Here is a 17,857-nt window from a genome sequence, read left to right as displayed (position 1 = left end):
CGGCGCTAATGGGTGCTGGATTTCGAGAACAGCTGAATCACCAGCACGCCCGCGATGATCAGGCCGAGGCCTGCGATGGCGGGCAGATCGAGCCGCTGGCCAAAGATGAAGCGCCCCGAAAGCGAGATCAGCACGATGCCAAGGCCGGACCAGATCGCATAGGCGATGCCGACCGGGATCGTCTGGATCGCAAGCCCGAGCAGATAGATCGAGACCGCATAGGCCGCAATCGCGGCCACCGCCGGCAGTGGCCGGCTGAGCCCCGCGCTCGCGGTCAGCGCCGAGGTGCCGATGACCTCGGTCACGATGGCGCCGATGAGTGCGAGAAGATGGGCGGGCATTGGGAGCTCTCGGTCGGTCTCAGGGCGCGATATAGCGGTCGCGGCGATGGTTGAAGGCGATGACGCCGTTCAGGATCACGGCGCCAAACAGCGAATAGGCGACGACGCGGCCGGGGAAAAGGAAGAACGCGACCGCAAACAGGATCGCGTCGACGATAAGCTGGACATAGCCCGCCTTGAACCCCAGCCGGTCCTGCGCCATCAGCGCCACGACGCCGAGGCCCCCAAGGCTGCCGCGGTGGCGGAACACGGCCAGCAGGCCAAGCCCGGTGAGCGCACCGAAGATCGCGGTGCCGACGACGGGATTGACCTCGCCCAGATGAACCCAGGTCGGCATTCTGTCGACAAGGGTCGAGAGCGCCGCGACACAGCCGAGCGACTTCAGCGTGAATTCCGTGCCCATGCGCCGCCAGGCCAGCCAGTAGAACGGCAGGTTGACCAGAAAGAACACGATGCCGAAGGACCACCCGGTCAGAAACCCCAGATGCGCCAGAAAGGTGATGCCGACCGCGCAGATGAACACCCCGAGCGACAGCCCCTGAATATCTTCGAGCGGCGTGTGACGGACCTTGTCGAGGTCGGGCGGGAGGATCGGTGCGGGCATGTCCGCCCCCTAGCACGGGGCTGGCGTCACAGGGAGCGGATAGTGCGGGCAGGTCGCCGGCAGTCGCGCCCATGCCGGGAATTGCAGCAGGGCGGAGGTGTCTGTGAACGCTCGGGGAGCCGGTCTGGACCGCTTCCTTGACGGGGATCGGCGCAGGGCCTGCGCTCGCCTGCCGGCAAGCAGGCCCGGCTCACTGCAGCGGCGCCAGCCCCCGCAGATAGGCGGCGATCGCCTGACGGTCCTCGTCCGGCAACTGGCTCAGCCCGGCGATGACGTCGTCCATGTCGCGGCCGACCTCCTCGTGGTCGGGGTTGAAGCCGCTTTCGAGGTAATAGACGATCTCGCGCTGGCTCCAGTCGAGCGCCGCCGGCGTGATGTTGGGCACCGCGCTCCGGCCCGAGACGGCGGGAACCCCGGCCATCCAGCGGCTGCGGTCGAGCCCGCCAAAGCGGGTGCGCGGGGTGTGGCAGTCGGCACAATGCCCCAGCGCCTCGACCAGATATCGGCCGCGCTCCATCTGCGGGCTGGGGGCGGCGGCGACGAACGAGGGATCGAGATTGGCAATCTTCCACAGGCCGACGGCCCGGCGGATCGAATAGGGAAACCGCAGATCGTTCGGCGCGTTCGGTGTCGCGCTGGCGGGCAGGGTGTCGAGATAGGCTTTCAGATCGGCAATGTCCTGCAGGGTCATGCGGACATATGACGGATAGGGCATCGCCGGATAGACGTGCCGCCCCTCGGGGGTGACGCCGCGCAGCATCACGCCCGCGAACCCGTCCAGGTCATAGCGCCCGATCCCCGCGGTCGGGTCGGGCGAGATGTTCGGGGCGACGAAGGTGCCGAATGGGGTCGCAAGCCGGGTTCCACCGGCGAGCACCGGGGACAAGACATGGGCCGAGCCCGCCTCGCCATGGCACGAGACGCAGCCGCCGGCGAGAAACACATCGCGCCCGTTGACCGGATCGCCCGTCAGCCCCGCCATCGTGCCCGCAGGCAGCGGCGTCGCCCGTGTCATCCACAGGCCAAGGCCAAGCGCCAGCGCACAGAACGCCAGGAGGAAAAGGAAGAACCGGCCCATGACATGCCTCCTGCGTCTGCGTGCTGCCCCGCGCGCCTCCGGAACGCCTCTGACGGGCGACTGCGGTTCGCGTCGATGCGCACACCCTAGGCAATTCCGCGCCAGGGCGCAAACGGGCTCGGCCGCGGACTAACGCCCGGTCAAGCGCGGCTCAGGGGTCGAGCGCGACCGGCGGCTCGTCGATAAAGCGCACGACGCCGATGAAGGGCAGGTTGCGATTGCGCTGCCCGAAATCGATGCCATAGCCCACGACGAAAGCATCGGGGATCTCGAAGCCGACCAGATCGGCCTTGTGGTCGACCTCGCGGCGGGCGGGCTTGTCGAGCAGGCAGATGGTTTTCAGCCGCCGCGGATTGCGGGCCGCAAGGAAGGCCACCACCCGTTCCAGCGTATGGCCGGTGTCGATGATGTCCTCCACCACCAGCACGTCGCGGCCCTCGATCTGGCCGCGCAGGTCCTTGAGGATGCGGACCTCACGGCTCGATTCCATCGCGTTGCCATAGGACGAGGCCTCGAGGAAATCGACCTCGACCGGCAGGTCGAGCTCGCGCACCAGATCGGCGATGAAGATGAAGGATCCGCGCAGCAGGCCGACGACGACCAGCTTTTCGGTGCCGGCAAACGTCTCCTCGATCTCGCGGGCGAGTTCCTCGATCCGCGCGGCGATGGACTTGGCCGAGATCAGTTGGTCGATGACGTATGGTCGCGACATCTCTCGCTTCCCTTGAACTTTCGGTCCCTTTCCATGACATCATCGTTTCGTCAACGGAGCAGAACCGACAGGGGCCAATCGCCGCACGATGATCACCTTCAGAGATAACCGCGTCATGCCTTTCACGGCCAAACAGATGTACGATCTGGTGGCCGACATCGAATCCTATCCCGAGTTCCTTCCCTGGACTGCGGCGGCGCGGGTGCGCGGCCGTCACGACGAGGGCGACTCGGTGGTCGAGGTGGCGGACATGGTGGTGTCCTTCAAGGTGTTCCGCGAAAAGTTCGCGACCCGGGTGACGCTGACCGAAAGCCTGTACCGGATCGTCAGCGAATATCTCGACGGACCGTTCAAGTTCCTGATCTCGACCTGGGGCTTTGTCGAGGCCGAGGGCGGCTGCGAGGTGCAGTATCACGTCGAGTTCGAATTCAAGAACAAGATCCTGCAGAAGGCGGCGGGGATGTTCTTTTCCGACGCGCAGCGGCAGGTCATGAACGCTTTCGAGACGCGGGCCAAAGAGCTTTACAGCTGACGCGCGGCCGCGCCGGCCGCCTGAAAGGCCGGTGCCAGCGGTGCGCCCGCATCACCGGTTCGGGCGGCTATGGTCCGACAGTGGGAGACGGTCGCGCGGGGGCGGGGCGTCCTGCATTGCGCCCAGCAGCAGATCGAGCGCGTGATTGACCGTGAACTGGCGTACCGCGACCCGGCCGCGGGCGCCGAACTCGACCGTCTTCGTGACGGTGACGTGGCCGCGGCGGGCAAGGCCGAAGCAGACCCGGCCCTCGGGCTTGTTCTCGCTGCCGCCCGGCCCCGCAATCCCGGTGACCGAGACGGCGATATCGGCATCCGACCGCGCGAGCGCCCCTTCGGCCATTTCACGCGCGACAGGTTCCGAGACAGCGCCGAAAGCCTCAAGGCTCGCGCGCGTCACGCCCAGCATCTGCTGCTTGGCAGCATTGGAATAGGTGACAAAGCCTCGGTCGAAGATGTCCGAGGAGCCCGCGATTTCGGTGATGGCGCCAGCGATCAGCCCGCCTGTGCAGCTTTCCGCCGTGGCGACGGTAAGCCGCTTCTGACGACCCACGGCCAGAAGCTGTTCGGCGCTGACCACTGCAATCTCGGTGGCGGCGTCGACCGGGGCATCGGCAGGAACGGGCAGGTCGGTCATTCGGCAGGTTCTCAGCGCATCAGCAGGCCATGCGAGATCGCGGCCGCGACCGAGACCACGACCGCCGCCATAAGCCCCGCGATCACATCGTCGAGCATGACCCCGAGCGGCGTGTGCCTGTTGTCGGCCCAGGAGACGGGCCAGGGCTTCCAGATGTCGAACAGCCGGAACAGTAGGAACGCCCCGATCCAGCCGGGATAGGGGAAGATCCAGCGATCGACGCCGGCATGCCAGAGCCCCGCCGACAGCGGCCAAAGCGCGATCCACTGGCCCGCCACTTCGTCGATCACGATCTCCGAAGGGTCGGAGACGCCCAGATCCGCAGTGTGGACCGCCGTCGCCCACCAGCCGAGACCGAAGACGAGACAGGTTGCCGCGAACAGCAGCGGAAAGCCGCCAGCGACGTGCAAAAGCCATGCCAGCGGCACGGCGGCGGCAGATCCCCAGGTGCCGGGGCCGGGGCGCAGAAGCCCGGCGCCGAGAAAGGTCGAGACGAGCCGCGCCGGGGTCATTGTGCCACCAGCGTTGCGGTCGCGATGGCCGCAATGCCCTCTTCGCGGCCGGTGAAGCCGAGCCTTTCGGAAGTGGTCGCCTTGACCGAGATCCGCGCCAGATCGAGCCCCATGATGGCAGCAAGCGCTGCGCGCATCCTGTCGGCGTGGGGGCCGATCTTGGGATGTTCGCAGACCAGCGTGCAATCGACGTTGGCGATGGCAAATCCCTGGGCGGCGGCAAGCCCTGTCGCATGGCGCAGGAAGATGTCGCTTGCCGCGCCCTTCCACTGCGGATCGCTGGGGGGGAAATGGCGGCCGATGTCGCCCATCGCCAGCGCGCCATAGATCGCGTCGGTAATCGCGTGCATGCCGACGTCGGCGTCCGAATGGCCCTGCAGCCCGCGGCCGTGCGGCACGGCGACCCCGCACAGCATCACGTGATCGCCCGGTCCGAACCGGTGCACGTCATAGCCGTTGCCCAGCCTCACATCCATCTGCCGCTCCTTCGTGCGCCGGCCTGCCAGAATCGCCTCGGCCCGGGCGAAGTCCCCGGGCAGGGTGATCTTGATATTGTCCTCGTGGCCCTCGACGATCGCAACCTCAAGCCCTGCGGCAAGTGCGACCTCGACATCGTCGGCGGCACCGCCCGGGTGGGCGGCGTGCGCGGCGCGGATTGCGGCAAGATCGAAACCTTGCGGGGTCTGGGCCCGGAACAGTCCGTCGCGACCGACGGGCGCCGCGACAAGGCCGGTCGCGCCGCGCCACAGCGCATCGGTCACGGCAAGGGCGGGGGCTGCGCCGGGTGTGGTTTCGAGGGCCTCGAGAACCCGGTCGATGACCGCCGCGGGCACCAGCGGGCGGGCGGCGTCGTGGATCAGGACATGCGTCGTGGCCTCTGGCAGGGCGGCAAGACCCGCCGCGACCGAAGCCGCCCGGCTGTCACCGCCCAGCACGCGGGCGATGCCTGCGGGAAGGGCAGCAGCGGCACAGTCAGCGTCGCGCGGACCGATCACCACCAGAACATGGGAAATCCGCGGGTGGGCGCGGAACAGATCGACCGTGCGCCGGAGGATCGCTATGCCATCAAGCAACTGATATTGCTTTGGAATGTCGCCACCAACACGGGTGCCGCGACCGGCCGCGACAATCACGGCGGCCACCGTTTCGATGCTGCGGTGCGGCTTGGGCTGATGGGCGGTCGGTATCATGGCTTTCGTCTACAGGGTGACTTAAGGGAGGGCAACTGGGGGCATGACAGGCAGCGCTAGCGCACAAATATCGGGCAGTCGTGGTTTCGTGACGGACCAGAACGAACACCGCCCTTGGACGTGGTGCCCGAGTAAGATACATCGGCCTGGATGCACAAGGATTAATCACTTGACGGTTTGCTTTGCAAACGTGACCCTCACACCGCCGGTCCTGCTGGCCCCGCTCGCCGGGATCACCGATCTGCCGTTCCGCCAGCTGGTGCTGGAGTACGGGGCAGGGCTTGTGGTGTCCGAGATGGTGGCGAGCCAGGAAATGGTTCAGGCCAAGCCCGGCGTCCGGGAAAAGGCCGAATTGGGCCTCGGCGAGGCGCGAACAGCGGTTCAACTGGCCGGGCGCGAGGCGCACTGGCTGGCCGAGGCCGCGCGCATGGTCGAGGCGAACGGCGCCGCGCTGATCGACATCAATATGGGCTGCCCGGCCAAGAAGGTGACCAGCGCCAGCGGCGCGGGGGCCTGCGGGGCGGCGTTGATGCGCGATCCGGACCATGCACTGCGGCTGATCGAGGCGGTGGTGCAGGCGGTCGCGATCCCTGTGACGCTGAAATGCCGGCTGGGCTGGGACGCGGACAGCCACAACGCAGCCACGCTTGCCCGCCGTGCCGAGGCCGCGGGGATCCGCATGATTACCGTTCACGGCCGCACGCGGGCGCAGTTCTACAAGGGGCGCGCCGACTGGGCGGCGATTGCCGAGGTCAGGGAGGCCGTTACCATTCCGGTCATTGCCAATGGCGACATCACCGGCACCGAGACGGCGCGCGCCGCACTTGCGGCCTCGGGCGCTGACGGGGTCATGGTGGGGCGGGCCGCCTGCGGTGCGCCCTGGCTGCTGGCCGGCATCGCGGCCGATCTGTTCGGCGCTGCCGCCCCCGTCGTGCCGCAGGGCCGTGCCCTCGCAGATCTCGTCTGCCGTCATCATGCGACCATGCTGTCATTCTATGGCAGGGATCTGGGCGTGAAGGTCGCGCGCAAGCACCTCGGCTGGTATCTCGACGGCGCGGGCGACCCTGTCGGGCTGCGCCGGCGCCTGCTGACCGAGACCGATCCGGCCGAGCTTGCCCGGCTGATCGACGCGGCCTTTGATGCCGACCCGGAGCGCTCGCTCGACCACGTAGAAGCGGAGGCTGCATGATGGCCGGAAACGGAAATATCTGGGCCTCCCTGCCGATCCCCGCTCTCATCCTCGATGGACAGAACCGGATCACCGAAATCAATCCGGCGGCCGAGATCTTCTTCAACAAGACCATAAAGTCGCTGGAAGGCGTTCCGGTCTTTGACAAGCTCGAAATCGATGCGCCGATCAAGGAAACGCTCGAGCGGGTGCGCAAGAACCGCTCGCCGATCTTCGTCAACGACGTCGACGTCGGATCGCACGACCGCGCGCCCGTGACCTGCGCGATCCAGATCGCACCGGTCAACGGCGAGACCGATCAATTGCTGTTTCTGGTCACGCCACGGGACCTGGCAGGCCGGCTGGGGCGGTCGATGTCGGCCGACAAGGCAGCGAAATCGGCGATCGGCATGGCCGAGATGCTGGCCCATGAGATCAAGAACCCGCTTGCGGGGATCACGGGGGCGGCGCAACTGCTGTCGATGAACCTCCCCAAGGAGGATCTGGAGCTTGCCGATCTGATCGTGGCCGAGACCCGGCGGATCGTGAAGCTGCTCGATCAGGTCGAACAGTTCGGCAACCTGCGGCCGCCGCATCGCCGGCCGGTCAACGTGCATGACGTTCTCGACCGGGCGCGCAAGTCCTCGATGCTGGGCTTTGCCGCCCACATGAAACTGGTCGAGGAATACGACCCGTCGTTGCCGGTGACCTATGCCGATGCCGACCAGTTGGTTCAGGTTTTCCAGAACCTGCTGAAAAATGCCGCCCAGGCGGCCGGCGACAAGGGCGGCAAGATCACCCTGCGCACCTTCTACGAACCCTCGCTGCGGGTGCGGCGCATGGGCGAGCCGCCCAGCCAGGTGCCGTTGCAGGTCGAGATCATCGACGACGGCCCGGGCCTGCCGCCGGCGATTGCCGAAGACATTTTCGAACCCTTCGTGTCGGGGCGCGAGAACGGCACCGGGCTTGGCCTGGCACTGGTCAGCAAGATCATCGCCGAACACAAGGGCTGGATATCGGTTGAATCAGTACCTGGCCGGACTGTTTTCCGGATCTCGTTGCCGGTGGCACCGAAAGAGGAAGATCAGATGAACATCGAGGAGATCTGACGATGGACGGCACCGTACTTGTGGCCGACGACGACCGCACCATTCGCACCGTGCTGACCCAGGCCCTGACCCGGGCTGGATGCAAGGTTCACGCCACCTCGTCGCTGGTGACGCTGATGCGCTGGGTGCAGGAGGGCAAGGGGGACCTGGTGATCTCGGACGTCATCATGCCCGATGGCAACGGGCTCGAAACCCTGCCGAAGATCCTTCAGGAACGGCCGGGCCTGCCGGTGATCGTGATCTCGGCGCAGAACACGATCATGACCGCGATCCAGGCCGCCGAGGCCGACGCCTATGACTATCTGCCAAAGCCCTTCGATCTGCCCGACCTGATGAAGCGCGCCTCGAAGGCGCTGGAAACCAAGCGGCGCACGACGATGGTGCGGCCAAAGGCCGAGCCGGGCAGCGGCTCTGAAACCGACGATCTGCCGCTGGTCGGGCGGACACCGGTGATGCAGGCGCTGTATCGGCTGGTGGCGCGGGTGATGAACACCGATCTTGCGGTGCTGATCACCGGCGAATCGGGCACCGGCAAATCGCTGATCGCGCGGGCGATCCACGATTTCTCGGATCGCCGCAGCCTGCCGTTCGTGGTTGCGGGCGCCGAGGAACTGGCGGCGACCGACGGTCCCTCGACGGTGCTGGCCAAGGCGCGCGGCGGATCCGTGCTGCTCGACGAGGTCGGCGATCTCGATCACGAGACCCAGGGCCGGATCGTGCGGATGCTCGATGCGTTGTCTGACACCTCACCGCGGATCATGGCGACCTGTCAGGGCAACCTGATGCAACGGATGGAGGCCGGCGAATTCCGGCAGGATCTGTTCTATCGCCTCGGTGGGGTCACGGTGAACGTGCCCGCCCTGCGCGAACGGGTCGACGACATTCCGCTGCTGGCCGAACATTTCCTGACCCGGGCCGAACGCGACGGTGCCGGCACGCGACGGGTCTCGACCGGGGCGATGGAGTTGATCCGCGCCTATTCCTGGCCCGGCAACGTGCGCCAGCTTGAAAATACCATCCGCCGGCTGGTCATCACCTCGTCCGAGGAAGAGATCGGGCGCGGCGATGTCGAGATGGTGCTGGGCAACCAGCCGGCGATCGAACCGCTCGTCGGTGGCAGCGAGGGCGAAAAGCTGTCGACCTCGATCGGCAAGCACCTGCGGCGCTATTTCGACCTGCATGGCGGCACGCTGCCGCCACCGGGCCTGTATCAGCGGATTCTCAAGGAAGTTGAGATCCCGCTGATCGAGATCGCGCTAGACGCGACTGGCGGAAATCAGGCGAAATGTGCCGATCTGCTGGGAATAAACCGCAATACCTTGCGCAAGAAGATCACAGACCTCGATATTCGCGTGACACGCCGCCGCAAGTTGATGTAAAACCGCAACAGAGCCGTGGCGCCGGAAGCACGCTTTCGGAAAATGACCACGGAAAATGGCGGTAGAGCTGACGGACCTTTCGAGGCCCGGAAGGCGGATTTAGGCGAGGCAAGGCGTGGCAGGCGCTTTCAGGCGTATGAACTGGGAAACCTTGGCGCGTTTGCGCCGGGGTCGACGGCTGCAGACAACGGCGACGCTGGCGCTGGTGCTGCTGGGGCCCGTGGTCGTCGTGGCGACCTTCCTGCTGATGGGGCCGCTGGGGCAGGGGGCGGGGTCGCCCGCGCTCCGGCTGATCCTGCTCGTGGATCTGGTCTATGTGCTGGTCATTGCGACCCTGGTGATGAGCCGGGTGATCGCCGTGATTGCCGCGCGCCGGCGCAAGTCGGCGGGATCGAAGCTGCACCTGCGGCTGGCGGCGACCTTCGCGCTGGTCGCGCTGGGGCCTGCGGTCATGGTCGCGATCTTCGCCGGGCTGACCATCAACATCGGGCTCGAGGGCTGGTTTTCGGACCGCGTGCGCAACGTTGTCGGCGCCTCCCTGTCGGCGGCCGAGGCCTATGAACAGGAACATGCCGACGGGCTGGAACAGGACGCGACGGTTCTGGCGCGCTATCTCGACGTTGCCCGTCAGGCCCGCTTTGCGCTGTCCGAGGGCGAGGTGCGCCAGGTCCTGACCCAGGGGCAGCAGCAGGTCCAGCGCGGGCTGCGCGAGGCCTTCGTGATCGATGGCGAGGGCGAGATCCGCGCCCGGGGCGAGCGCAGCTATCTGTTCGACTACGAACGACCGACCCAGGATCAGATCGACCGCGCCGAGACCGGCGAGGTGGTGCTGATCGAGGATTGGGAGGCCAACGAATTCCGCGCGCTGGTCAAGCTCGTGGCCTTTGCCGACCGCTATCTCTATGTCAGTCGCGAGGTCGATGGCGACATCTTCTCGCTGCTGGACGACACCCAGGAATCGATCCGCCTGTATCACCAGCTGGAAAGCGACCGCGGCCGGATTCTGTTCGAATTCTCGCTGCTCTACCTCGGCTTTGCGACGATCCTGATCCTGGCGGCGATCTGGCTGGGCCTGTGGATGGCCGAACGCCTGTCGCGGCCGATCGGGGCGCTTGCGGGTGCGGCTGTCAAGGTCGGCGAAGGCGATCTGGCGGTGCGCGTCCGCGAGGAGCGGGGCGACGACGAGATTGCGACGCTGGGGCGGGTGTTCAACAAGATGACCCGTCAGTTGAAGGCACAGCGCGACACGCTGCTCGAAACCAACTCCGAGGTCGAGGAGCGGCGGCGTCTGTTCGAGACCGTGCTGACCTCGATCACCGCCGGCGTGATCGGGCTCGATCCGCATGGGCGCGTCGATTTCATGAACCCGGCCGCGGTGCGGCTGTTGCACCTCGACACCGCCGCGGCCGACCATCATGCAGCTCTGGCCAAGGCGGTGCCGGAGTTTGCCGGCCTGCTGACGCGGCTGCGCGCCGAGGATCGCAGCGTCACCCAGGAGGAGATCCGGCTGACCCGCGACGGCAAGCAGGAGAACCTGCTGGTGCGGCTGGCCGAGCGGCGGTCGGCCGCCGGCGATCTCGAAGGCTATGTGGTTGCCTTCGACGACGTGACCGAGCTGGTGACGGCACAGCGGATGGCGGCCTGGGGCGACGTTGCCCGCCGCATCGCCCACGAAATCAAGAATCCGCTGACCCCGATCCAGCTGTCGGCCGAGCGGATCCAGCGCAAGTTCGGCCGCAAGCTCGACCCCGAGGACACCGAGGCGCTGACCAACATGACCGGCGTGATCGTGCGCCAGACAGACGATCTGCGCCGGATCGTCGACGAGTTCTCGAAATTCGCCCGGATGCCCGAACCCGACCGCCGCGACGCCGATCTGACGCGGCTGGTGCGCGATGCGGTCACGCTGCAGCGGCAGCAGTTGGGCGAGGCGCTGCACGACGAGATCCCCGAGGCGCCGATCCCGGTGCAGGTGGACCAGACCATGATCGGTCAGGCGTTGACAAACCTGATAAAGAATGCCGGAGAGGCCATTGAAAGCCTTAAGGAAAAGGGCGCGCCAGACGGCTTTTCCCCGGAGGTCCGTGTCAGCCTTCGGCGCGAGGGCAACCAGGCGGTCATCCGGGTTGCCGACAACGGCATCGGCCTGCCCGAAGATCGCGGGCGGCTGTTCGAACCTTACGTCACGACGCGGGCCAAGGGCACCGGCCTTGGCCTGCCGATCGTCAAGAAGATCATTGAGGAACATGGCGGGACGCTCGATCTGATCGACGCACCGCGGTTCGAAGGCAGTGCGCACCGCGGTGCGCTGGCGGAAATAAGGTTGCCCATGGCTGTCGAGCTGGGCCGGGCGGCCGAATAAAAGCACTGGAGAAACAGGACAATGGGCGACATTCTCATCACCGACGACGAACGCGACATCCGCGAGCTGATCGGCGACATCCTGCGCGATGAAGGCTATGCGGTGCGGCTGGCGGCAAGCTCCGACGAGTGCATGGCCTCGATCGAGCAGGAGCCGCCCTCGCTGATGATCCTCGATATCTGGCTCAAGGACAGCCAGATGGACGGGATCGATATTCTGAAGGCGGTCAAGCGTGACCGCCCCGAGATCCCCATCGTCATCATCTCGGGCCATGGCAATATCGAGATCGCGGTCGCCGCGATCAAGCAGGGCGCCTATGACTTCATCGAAAAGCCGTTCAATATCGAACAACTGCTGGTCGTGATCCGGCGGGCGATGGAGACGTCGCGGCTGCGCCGGGAAAATACCGAGCTGCGGCGCAAGGATGTCTCGATTGCCGAAATGATCGGATCAAGTGCGTCGTTCAAGGCATTGAAATCGCAGCTCGACAAGGTCACGAAGTCGAACGGGCGCGTGATGCTGACCGGGCCGGCGGGGGCGGGCAAGGAAGTGGCGGCACGCTATATCCATGCCCAGTCGAACCGTGCCGGCGGGCCGTTCATCAGCGTCAATTCGGCATCGATCGAGCCCGACCGCATGGAAGAGGTGCTGTTTGGCCGCGAGTCGCCCGAACGCGGCATCGAGCCCGGGCTGCTGGAAGAGGCGAACGGCGGCATTCTCTATTTCGACGAGATCGCGGACATGCCGCTTGGCACCCAGTCGAAGATCCTGCGCGTGCTGGTCGAGCAGCAGTTCCAGCGCGTCGGTGGCAGCGACAAGATCCGGGTCGATATCCGGGTGCTGTCGTCGACCAACCGCCACCTCGAGGACGAGATCGCCGACGGCAATTTCCGCCAGGAACTGTACCACCGGCTGAACGTGGTGCCGATCCGGGTACCGGGGCTGGAAGAACGGCGCGAGGATATTCCCGAACTGGCGAAGTATTTCATCCGCAACTTCAACGCGACCCAGGGCCTGCCGCTGCGGGAGCTCAGCGAGGATGCGGTGGCACTGCTGCAGACCATGCATCTGCCGGGCAATGTGCGCCAGTTGAAAAACGTCATCGAACGCGCTCTGATCCTTGGCGAAGGCACGGGGTCCATCGGGGTGCGCGAGCTTGAGGGCGCCGACACGACCGAGGGCGAGGAAGGCCGCGTGGTGCTGTCAGGGGCGCTGGCGACGCTGCCGCTGCGCGAGGCGCGCGAGTTGTTCGAGCGGGAATACCTGCTGACGCAGATCAACCGTTTTGGCGGCAATATCAGCCGGACGGCGAATTTTGTCGGCATGGAACGCTCGGCCCTGCATCGCAAGCTGAAGTCGCTCGGGGTGGTCACGACCTCGAAGGCGGGCACGCGGGTTGCGCATTTCGAGGAACCGGCCGCCGAGGCCGCCGAGGCCGCCGAATAGGTGCAGGTCCCGCGGTCGGGCGGACGCAGGCGCGGGTGGCACCGTTGACGCCCCCGCCGCGCTCTGCCATGGCTTGGTCTGTCCAGAATATCCGGGGCCCGGTACCATGAAGGTTATCATTTGCGGCGCGGGTCAGGTCGGCTGGCAAATCGCTCGCCATCTTTCCAACGAACAGAACGACGTGGTCGTCGTCGACAGCAACCCCGATCTGGTGCGGCGGGCGACCGATGCGCTGGACGTGCAGGGCATCGCGGGGTTCGCAAGCTATCCCGACGTGCTTGAACAGGCCGGGGCGCGGGACGCCGACATGGTGATCGCCGCGACCTATTCGGACGAGGTCAACATGGTCACCTGTCAGGTGGCCCATTCGATATTCGGCGTGACCCGCAAGATCGCGCGGCTGCGCGCCCAGTCCTATCTGGAGGCGATCTACCGCGACCTCTACAAACGCGATCACATGCCGATCGACGTGGTGATCAGCCCCGAACGCGAGGTTGCCGAGGCGGCGCTGCGGCGGATTGCGGCGCCGACGACATTCGACACCGAAAGCTTCCTGGACGGCAGGGTGCAGCTTCTGGGGCTGCATCTGGACGCCGACTGCCCGGTGCTGCACACGCCGCTGCGGCAGCTGACCGACCTGTTTTCCACCCTGCAGGCGGTGGTTGTCGGTGTGCGCCGCGAGGGCACGCTGTTTGCGCCCGATCCGCAGGACCAGCTGTTTGCCGACGACCAGATCTATATCATCGCGCGCACCGAGGACGTGGACCGCACGCTCGAGATCTATGGCAAGACCACGAAAAAGCCCGAGCGTGTCGTGATCATCGGGGCAGGCAACGTCGGGCTTGCGGTCGCCAAGCGGCTCGAGACCGGCAAGGTCCGGGCCCGGATGATCGAGCGCAACCGCGACAAGGCCGAGCGCGCCGCCGACGCGCTGGAACGCACCATCGTGCTGCATGGCGACGGGCTCGACAGCGATGTGCAGGCCGAGGCCAGCATCGACCGCGCCGATGCTGTGATCTGCGTGACCGACGACGACAAGGTGAACCTGCTGGCGGCGGTGCGGGCCAAGGCCTCGGGCTGTGCGATGACCATCGCGCTTGTCAACGATCCGACGCTGGTGTCGCTGATGGCGCCGCTCGACATCGACGCCTACATCAACCCGCGGGCGACCACGGTCAGTTCGATCCTGCGCCACATCCGGCACGGCCGGGTGCGCGGGGTCTATTCGATCGGCGACGCCGAGGCCGAGATCATCGAGGCGCAGGTGTTGTCGACCTCGCCGATCTCGGGGCGCCTGATCCGCGAGATCGAGTTTCCCGAAGGTGCGCTGCTGGGGGCGATCCGGCGCGGCGACGAGGTGTTGCGCCCGGTTGGCTCGACTCGCGTGCACGACGGCGACATCGTTCTGATCTTTGCGCTGTCCGACGACGTCCCCAGGGTCGAGCAGCTGCTGCAGGTCTCGATCGACTTCTTCTGAGCCATGCATCGTCTCATCAACCTGCCGCTGATCGTGTTGCTGATGGGAACGGCGGCCCTGGCCATGTTCATTCCGGCGTTGCATGCGATCAACATTGGCGACGCGCGGCTGGCGAAGGTGTTCGTTCAATCGGGGCTGCTGTTCGTGTTCATCACGGTCATCCTGGGGCTGGCGCTGCTGAACTATCGCCCGCGCAGCCTGGCGCGCAGCCACCTTGCGGGACTGGTTGCGGCCTATACGCTGCTGCCGCTGATGCTGGCGGTGCCGTTTCATCAGGGCGTGCAGACGACGACCTACATGAACGCCTGGTTCGAGATGGTGTCGTCCTTCACCACCACCGGCGCGACCTTGTTCGAGCCGGAACGTCTGGCGCCCAGCCTGCATCTGTGGCGGGCATTGGTTGGCTGGCTTGGCGGGTTCCTGGCCTGGGTGTCGGCCTTTGCGCTGATGGCGCCAATGAGCCTTGGCGGGTTCGAGGTAATCTCGACCGAGCGGGTCGGCATGGGCGCGCGGGCGGGCCGGCGGCCGGGGATCGCCGGTGCGGCCGGCGGCGCGGACCCGCGCGAGCGGCTGTTCGGTGTCGCGACCCGGCTGTTCCCGGTCTATCTCGGCCTGACCGTGATCCTGTGGATCGCCCTTCTGACCGCGGGCGAGACCCGGCTGACGGCCGTCTGCCACGCCATGTCGACGCTCTCGACCAGCGGGATCAGCCCGATCGGCGGGCTTGAGGGCAGCGCCAGCGGGCTGGTGGGCGAGGCGATGATCTTCCTCTTTTTCGCCTTTGCGATCAGCCGGTTGACGTTTTCCTGGGCGTTGCAGCGGCCGACGCGCGGCACGCTGCTGACCGACCCCGAGGTGCTGATCGGCGCCGGGCTGATCGTGTTGCTGCCGAGCCTGCTTTTCCTGCGGCACTGGATCGGTGCGCTCGAGGTCAACATGATGGAGGATTTCGGATCGGCGCTGAACGCACTCTGGGGGGCGGTGTTCACCGTCGCGTCGTTCCTGACGACGGCGGGCTTTGTCAGTTCGGAATGGGACGTGGCCAGCGCCTGGTCGGGGTTGCAGACGCCCGGAATGGTGCTGCTGGGCCTCGGCCTGATCGGCGGCGGGGTGGCGACCACCGCGGGCGGCGTGAAGCTGCTGCGGGTCTTCGCGCTTTACAAGCAGTCCTCGCGCGAGATGGAGCGGCTGATCTATCCCTCGTCGGTTGGCGGTGCGGGCCGTGCCGGGCGGCGGATCCGCAAACAGGGAGCCTATGTGGCCTGGATCTTCTTCATGCTGTTCGCGATCAGTATCGCGGTCGTCTCGTCGGTGCTGGCCTTTGTCGACGTGCCGTTCGACGAATCTCTGGTGATGACGATTGCGGCGCTGTCGACGACCGGGCCTGCTGCCAATGTGGCGCTCGACCATGCGGTGCCCTATGCCGGACTTGGCGATCCGGCAAAGGTGATCCTGGGACTTGCCATGGCGCTGGGGCGGCTCGAGACGCTGGTGGTGCTGGCGCTGTTCAATCCGCAGTTCTGGCGGCGCTGATCGGCACGGATGCTGCAATCGCGAGAATCCGACATGGCAAGGGCTTGTTCGGGCTGGAATCCCGGACGGAGTCCGACCATAGTGACGTGAATGTGTCCGCGCAGACCGTTTTGTCCGGATGAGACCCTCTAACTATAACAAAACAAGGCAAGAATAATGGCTGCAGATAAGCAGAACTTGCAAGATGCGTTCCTTAACCATGTGCGCAAGATCAAGGTGCCAGTGACGATCTTTCTGATAAACGGGGTCAAGCTGCAGGGGGTAATCACCTGGTTCGACAATTTCTGCGTACTTCTGCGCCGCGACGGACAGTCGCAGCTTGTTTACAAGCATGCGATCTCGACCATCATGCCGTCGCAGCCGATCAACCTGTACGAGGGTGACGACTGAGCGACCAGCATTCGCAGGACGGGCCGACCGAACGGGCGCTGGTCCTGCACCCTGATATCCTGAACGATCCCGACCGACGCCCTGCCGAGGCGGCGCTCGACGAGGCTGTGGCGCTGGCGGCGGCGCTGCCCGGCCTGACCATCGTCGGTGGCCAGATCGTCGGGCTGCGGACAATCCAGCCCGGCACGCTGTTCGGATCGGGAAAGCTTGACGAGTTGAAGGCGCGAATCGAGGCCGAGGAGGTCGGGCTGGTGCTGATCGACGGGCATGTGAGCCCGGTGCAGCAGCGCAACCTCGAGAAGGCCTGGGACGTCAAGCTGCTGGACCGCACCGGGCTGATCCTCGAGATATTCGCCGACCGGGCGGCGACCCGCGAAGGCGTGCTGCAGGTCGAACTGGCGGCGCTGTCCTATCAGCGCACGCGGCTGGTGCGGGCCTGGACCCACCTCGAACGCCAGCGCGGCGGTCTGGGATTTGTCGGCGGCCCCGGCGAAACCCAGATCGAGGCCGACAGGCGGGCGATCGACGAGGCGATCACCCGGATCAAGCGGCAGCTCGACAAGGTGGTGAAGACCCGGACGCTGCACCGTGCGGCGCGCGCCAAGGTGCCGTTCCCGGTGGTCGCACTGGTCGGATATACGAACGCCGGCAAGTCGACGCTGTTCAACCGCATGACCGGCGCCGAGGTGCTGGCCAAGGACATGCTGTTCGCGACGCTCGATCCGACCATGCGGGCGGTCGAACTGCCGACCGGGCAAAGCATCATCCTGTCCGATACCGTGGGCTTCATCTCGGACCTGCCGCCGCAGCTTGTCGCCGCGTTCCGTGCGACACTGGAAGAGGTGCTGTCGGCCGATCTGGTCGTGCATGTGCGCGATATCAGCCATGCCGACACCGAGGCCCAGGCGCGCGACGTGGAAACGATCCTGCACGATCTGGGCGTCGGCGAGGCTGTGCCGCGGATCGAGGTCTGGAACAAGATCGACCTGCTGCCCGAAGACAGCCGCGAGCGGCTGGCGGCCGTGGCGGCGCGGAGGCCCGAGGTGCTGGCGCTGTCGGCCTGGACCGGCGAGGGGATGGAGGCGCTGATCGGCGCGATCACCGGGACGCTTGACGCGGTGCGCAGCGAGGCGGTGCTGGAACTGGCATTCGCGGACGGACGCAAGCGCGCCTGGCTGCACGAGGCGCGGCTGGTCGAGACCGAGGACGAGATCGAGGGCGGCTGGCGGATCGTCGTTCACTGGACCGAGCGGCAGCGCGAGGACTTCGAGCGGCTGTAGCCGGGCGGGGAGCTGATGTCCTGGCCGGAAGGGGGCGCTGCCCCCGTCCCGCGATGCGGGACTCCCCCGGGATATTTTTGAACAGAAGAAGCTCGGGGAGTTTTCGGA

Annotated in this window: 17 protein-coding genes; 10 read left to right on the top strand and 7 right to left on the bottom strand. The window is 66.2% G+C overall.

Translation table 11 applies throughout. The features are described 5' to 3' along the window. Positions 1-5 precede the first annotated feature (5 nt). From DQG17_RS05680 to hpt, 4 genes are all read right to left on the bottom strand, one after another. Entirely contained in the window at positions 6-341 is a 336-nt protein-coding gene (locus DQG17_RS05680) for a multidrug efflux SMR transporter (protein WP_116131761.1), read from the bottom strand. Between the two features lie 19 nt (positions 342-360). Beyond that, positions 361-945, bottom strand: coding sequence for a YitT family protein (locus DQG17_RS05675; RefSeq protein ID WP_116131760.1), 585 nt, complete (start codon positions 943-945; stop codon positions 361-363). Positions 946-1,135: 190 nt separating this feature from the next. After that, positions 1,136-2,023 carry a cytochrome c gene (locus DQG17_RS05670; RefSeq protein ID WP_116131759.1) on the bottom strand — a complete coding sequence of 296 codons (888 nt, stop codon included), beginning with the start codon at positions 2,021-2,023 and terminating at the stop codon, positions 1,136-1,138. 151 nt (positions 2,024-2,174) lie between these two features. Continuing rightward, positions 2,175-2,735, bottom strand: coding sequence for a hypoxanthine phosphoribosyltransferase (gene hpt / locus DQG17_RS05665; RefSeq protein ID WP_116131758.1), 561 nt, complete (start codon positions 2,733-2,735; stop codon positions 2,175-2,177). A gap of 88 nt (positions 2,736-2,823) precedes the next feature. Here hpt and DQG17_RS05660 point away from each other — a divergent pair, with 88 nt between their 5' ends. After that, positions 2,824-3,267, top strand: a complete 444-nt coding sequence (locus DQG17_RS05660) for a type II toxin-antitoxin system RatA family toxin (protein WP_116131757.1) — start codon at positions 2,824-2,826, stop codon at positions 3,265-3,267. A 51-nt stretch (positions 3,268-3,318) separates the two neighbouring features. On the opposite strand, the gene DQG17_RS05655 is transcribed toward DQG17_RS05660, so the two are convergent. The 3 genes from DQG17_RS05655 to DQG17_RS05645 are packed head-to-tail and all read right to left on the bottom strand — an operon-like array spanning position 3,319 to position 5,605. Beyond that, positions 3,319-3,903: a CinA family protein gene (locus tag DQG17_RS05655; protein WP_116131756.1), complete on the bottom strand. Its 585-nt coding sequence runs from the start codon at positions 3,901-3,903 to the stop codon at positions 3,319-3,321. Positions 3,904-3,914: 11 nt separating this feature from the next. Next, on the bottom strand, positions 3,915-4,415 hold the full coding sequence (locus DQG17_RS05650) for a phosphatidylglycerophosphatase A (RefSeq protein ID WP_116131755.1): 501 nt from the start codon (positions 4,413-4,415) through the stop codon (positions 3,915-3,917). Beyond that, positions 4,412-5,605 carry a bifunctional 2-C-methyl-D-erythritol 4-phosphate cytidylyltransferase/2-C-methyl-D-erythritol 2,4-cyclodiphosphate synthase gene (locus DQG17_RS05645; protein ID WP_116131754.1) on the bottom strand — a complete coding sequence of 398 codons (1,194 nt, stop codon included), beginning with the start codon at positions 5,603-5,605 and terminating at the stop codon, positions 4,412-4,414. Before DQG17_RS05645 ends, DQG17_RS05650 begins: the two co-directional genes overlap by 4 nt. Positions 5,606-5,774: 169 nt before the next feature. Between DQG17_RS05645 and dusB the strand changes: the two genes are divergently transcribed. From dusB to hflX, 9 genes are all read left to right on the top strand, one after another. Then, positions 5,775-6,794: a tRNA dihydrouridine synthase DusB gene (gene dusB / locus DQG17_RS05640; protein WP_232829336.1), complete on the top strand. Its 1,020-nt coding sequence runs from the start codon at positions 5,775-5,777 to the stop codon at positions 6,792-6,794. Then, complete coding sequence (locus DQG17_RS05635) at positions 6,791-7,882, top strand: ATP-binding protein (protein ID WP_116131752.1); 1,092 nt, start codon at positions 6,791-6,793, stop codon at positions 7,880-7,882. The genes dusB and DQG17_RS05635 overlap by 4 nt, the downstream gene beginning before the upstream one ends. A 2-nt stretch (positions 7,883-7,884) precedes the next feature. Next, positions 7,885-9,261, top strand: a complete 1,377-nt coding sequence (locus DQG17_RS05630) for a response regulator (RefSeq protein WP_116131751.1) — start codon at positions 7,885-7,887, stop codon at positions 9,259-9,261. Between the two features lie 136 nt (positions 9,262-9,397). Next, the gene (locus DQG17_RS05625) at positions 9,398-11,623 is read left to right on the top strand and encodes a PAS domain-containing sensor histidine kinase (protein ID WP_116131750.1); all 2,226 of its coding nucleotides are present in this window, start codon (positions 9,398-9,400) and stop codon (positions 11,621-11,623) included. Positions 11,624-11,644: 21 nt separating this feature from the next. Next, on the top strand, positions 11,645-13,069 hold the full coding sequence (locus DQG17_RS05620) for a sigma-54 dependent transcriptional regulator (protein ID WP_116131749.1): 1,425 nt from the start codon (positions 11,645-11,647) through the stop codon (positions 13,067-13,069). A gap of 106 nt (positions 13,070-13,175) precedes the next feature. Continuing rightward, complete coding sequence (gene trkA / locus DQG17_RS05615; protein ID WP_116131748.1) at positions 13,176-14,546, top strand: Trk system potassium transporter TrkA; 1,371 nt, start codon at positions 13,176-13,178, stop codon at positions 14,544-14,546. A 3-nt stretch (positions 14,547-14,549) separates the two neighbouring features. Further along, on the top strand, positions 14,550-16,079 hold the full coding sequence (locus tag DQG17_RS05610; protein ID WP_116131747.1) for a TrkH family potassium uptake protein: 1,530 nt from the start codon (positions 14,550-14,552) through the stop codon (positions 16,077-16,079). 156 nt (positions 16,080-16,235) lie between these two features. Continuing rightward, positions 16,236-16,469, top strand: coding sequence for an RNA chaperone Hfq (gene hfq, locus DQG17_RS05605; RefSeq protein WP_116131746.1), 234 nt, complete (start codon positions 16,236-16,238; stop codon positions 16,467-16,469). Next, positions 16,466-17,749: a GTPase HflX gene (hflX, locus tag DQG17_RS05600; RefSeq protein WP_116131745.1), complete on the top strand. Its 1,284-nt coding sequence runs from the start codon at positions 16,466-16,468 to the stop codon at positions 17,747-17,749. The genes hfq and hflX overlap by 4 nt, the downstream gene beginning before the upstream one ends. Positions 17,750-17,857 lie beyond the last annotated feature (108 nt).

Origin of the sequence: Tropicimonas sp. IMCC34043, from assembly GCF_003390845.1 — a bacterium.
GTDB lineage: Bacteria > Pseudomonadota > Alphaproteobacteria > Rhodobacterales > Rhodobacteraceae > Tropicimonas.
The sequence above is the reverse complement of the archived record's forward strand: the minus strand, read 5'-3'. Positions and strand labels throughout refer to the sequence as shown.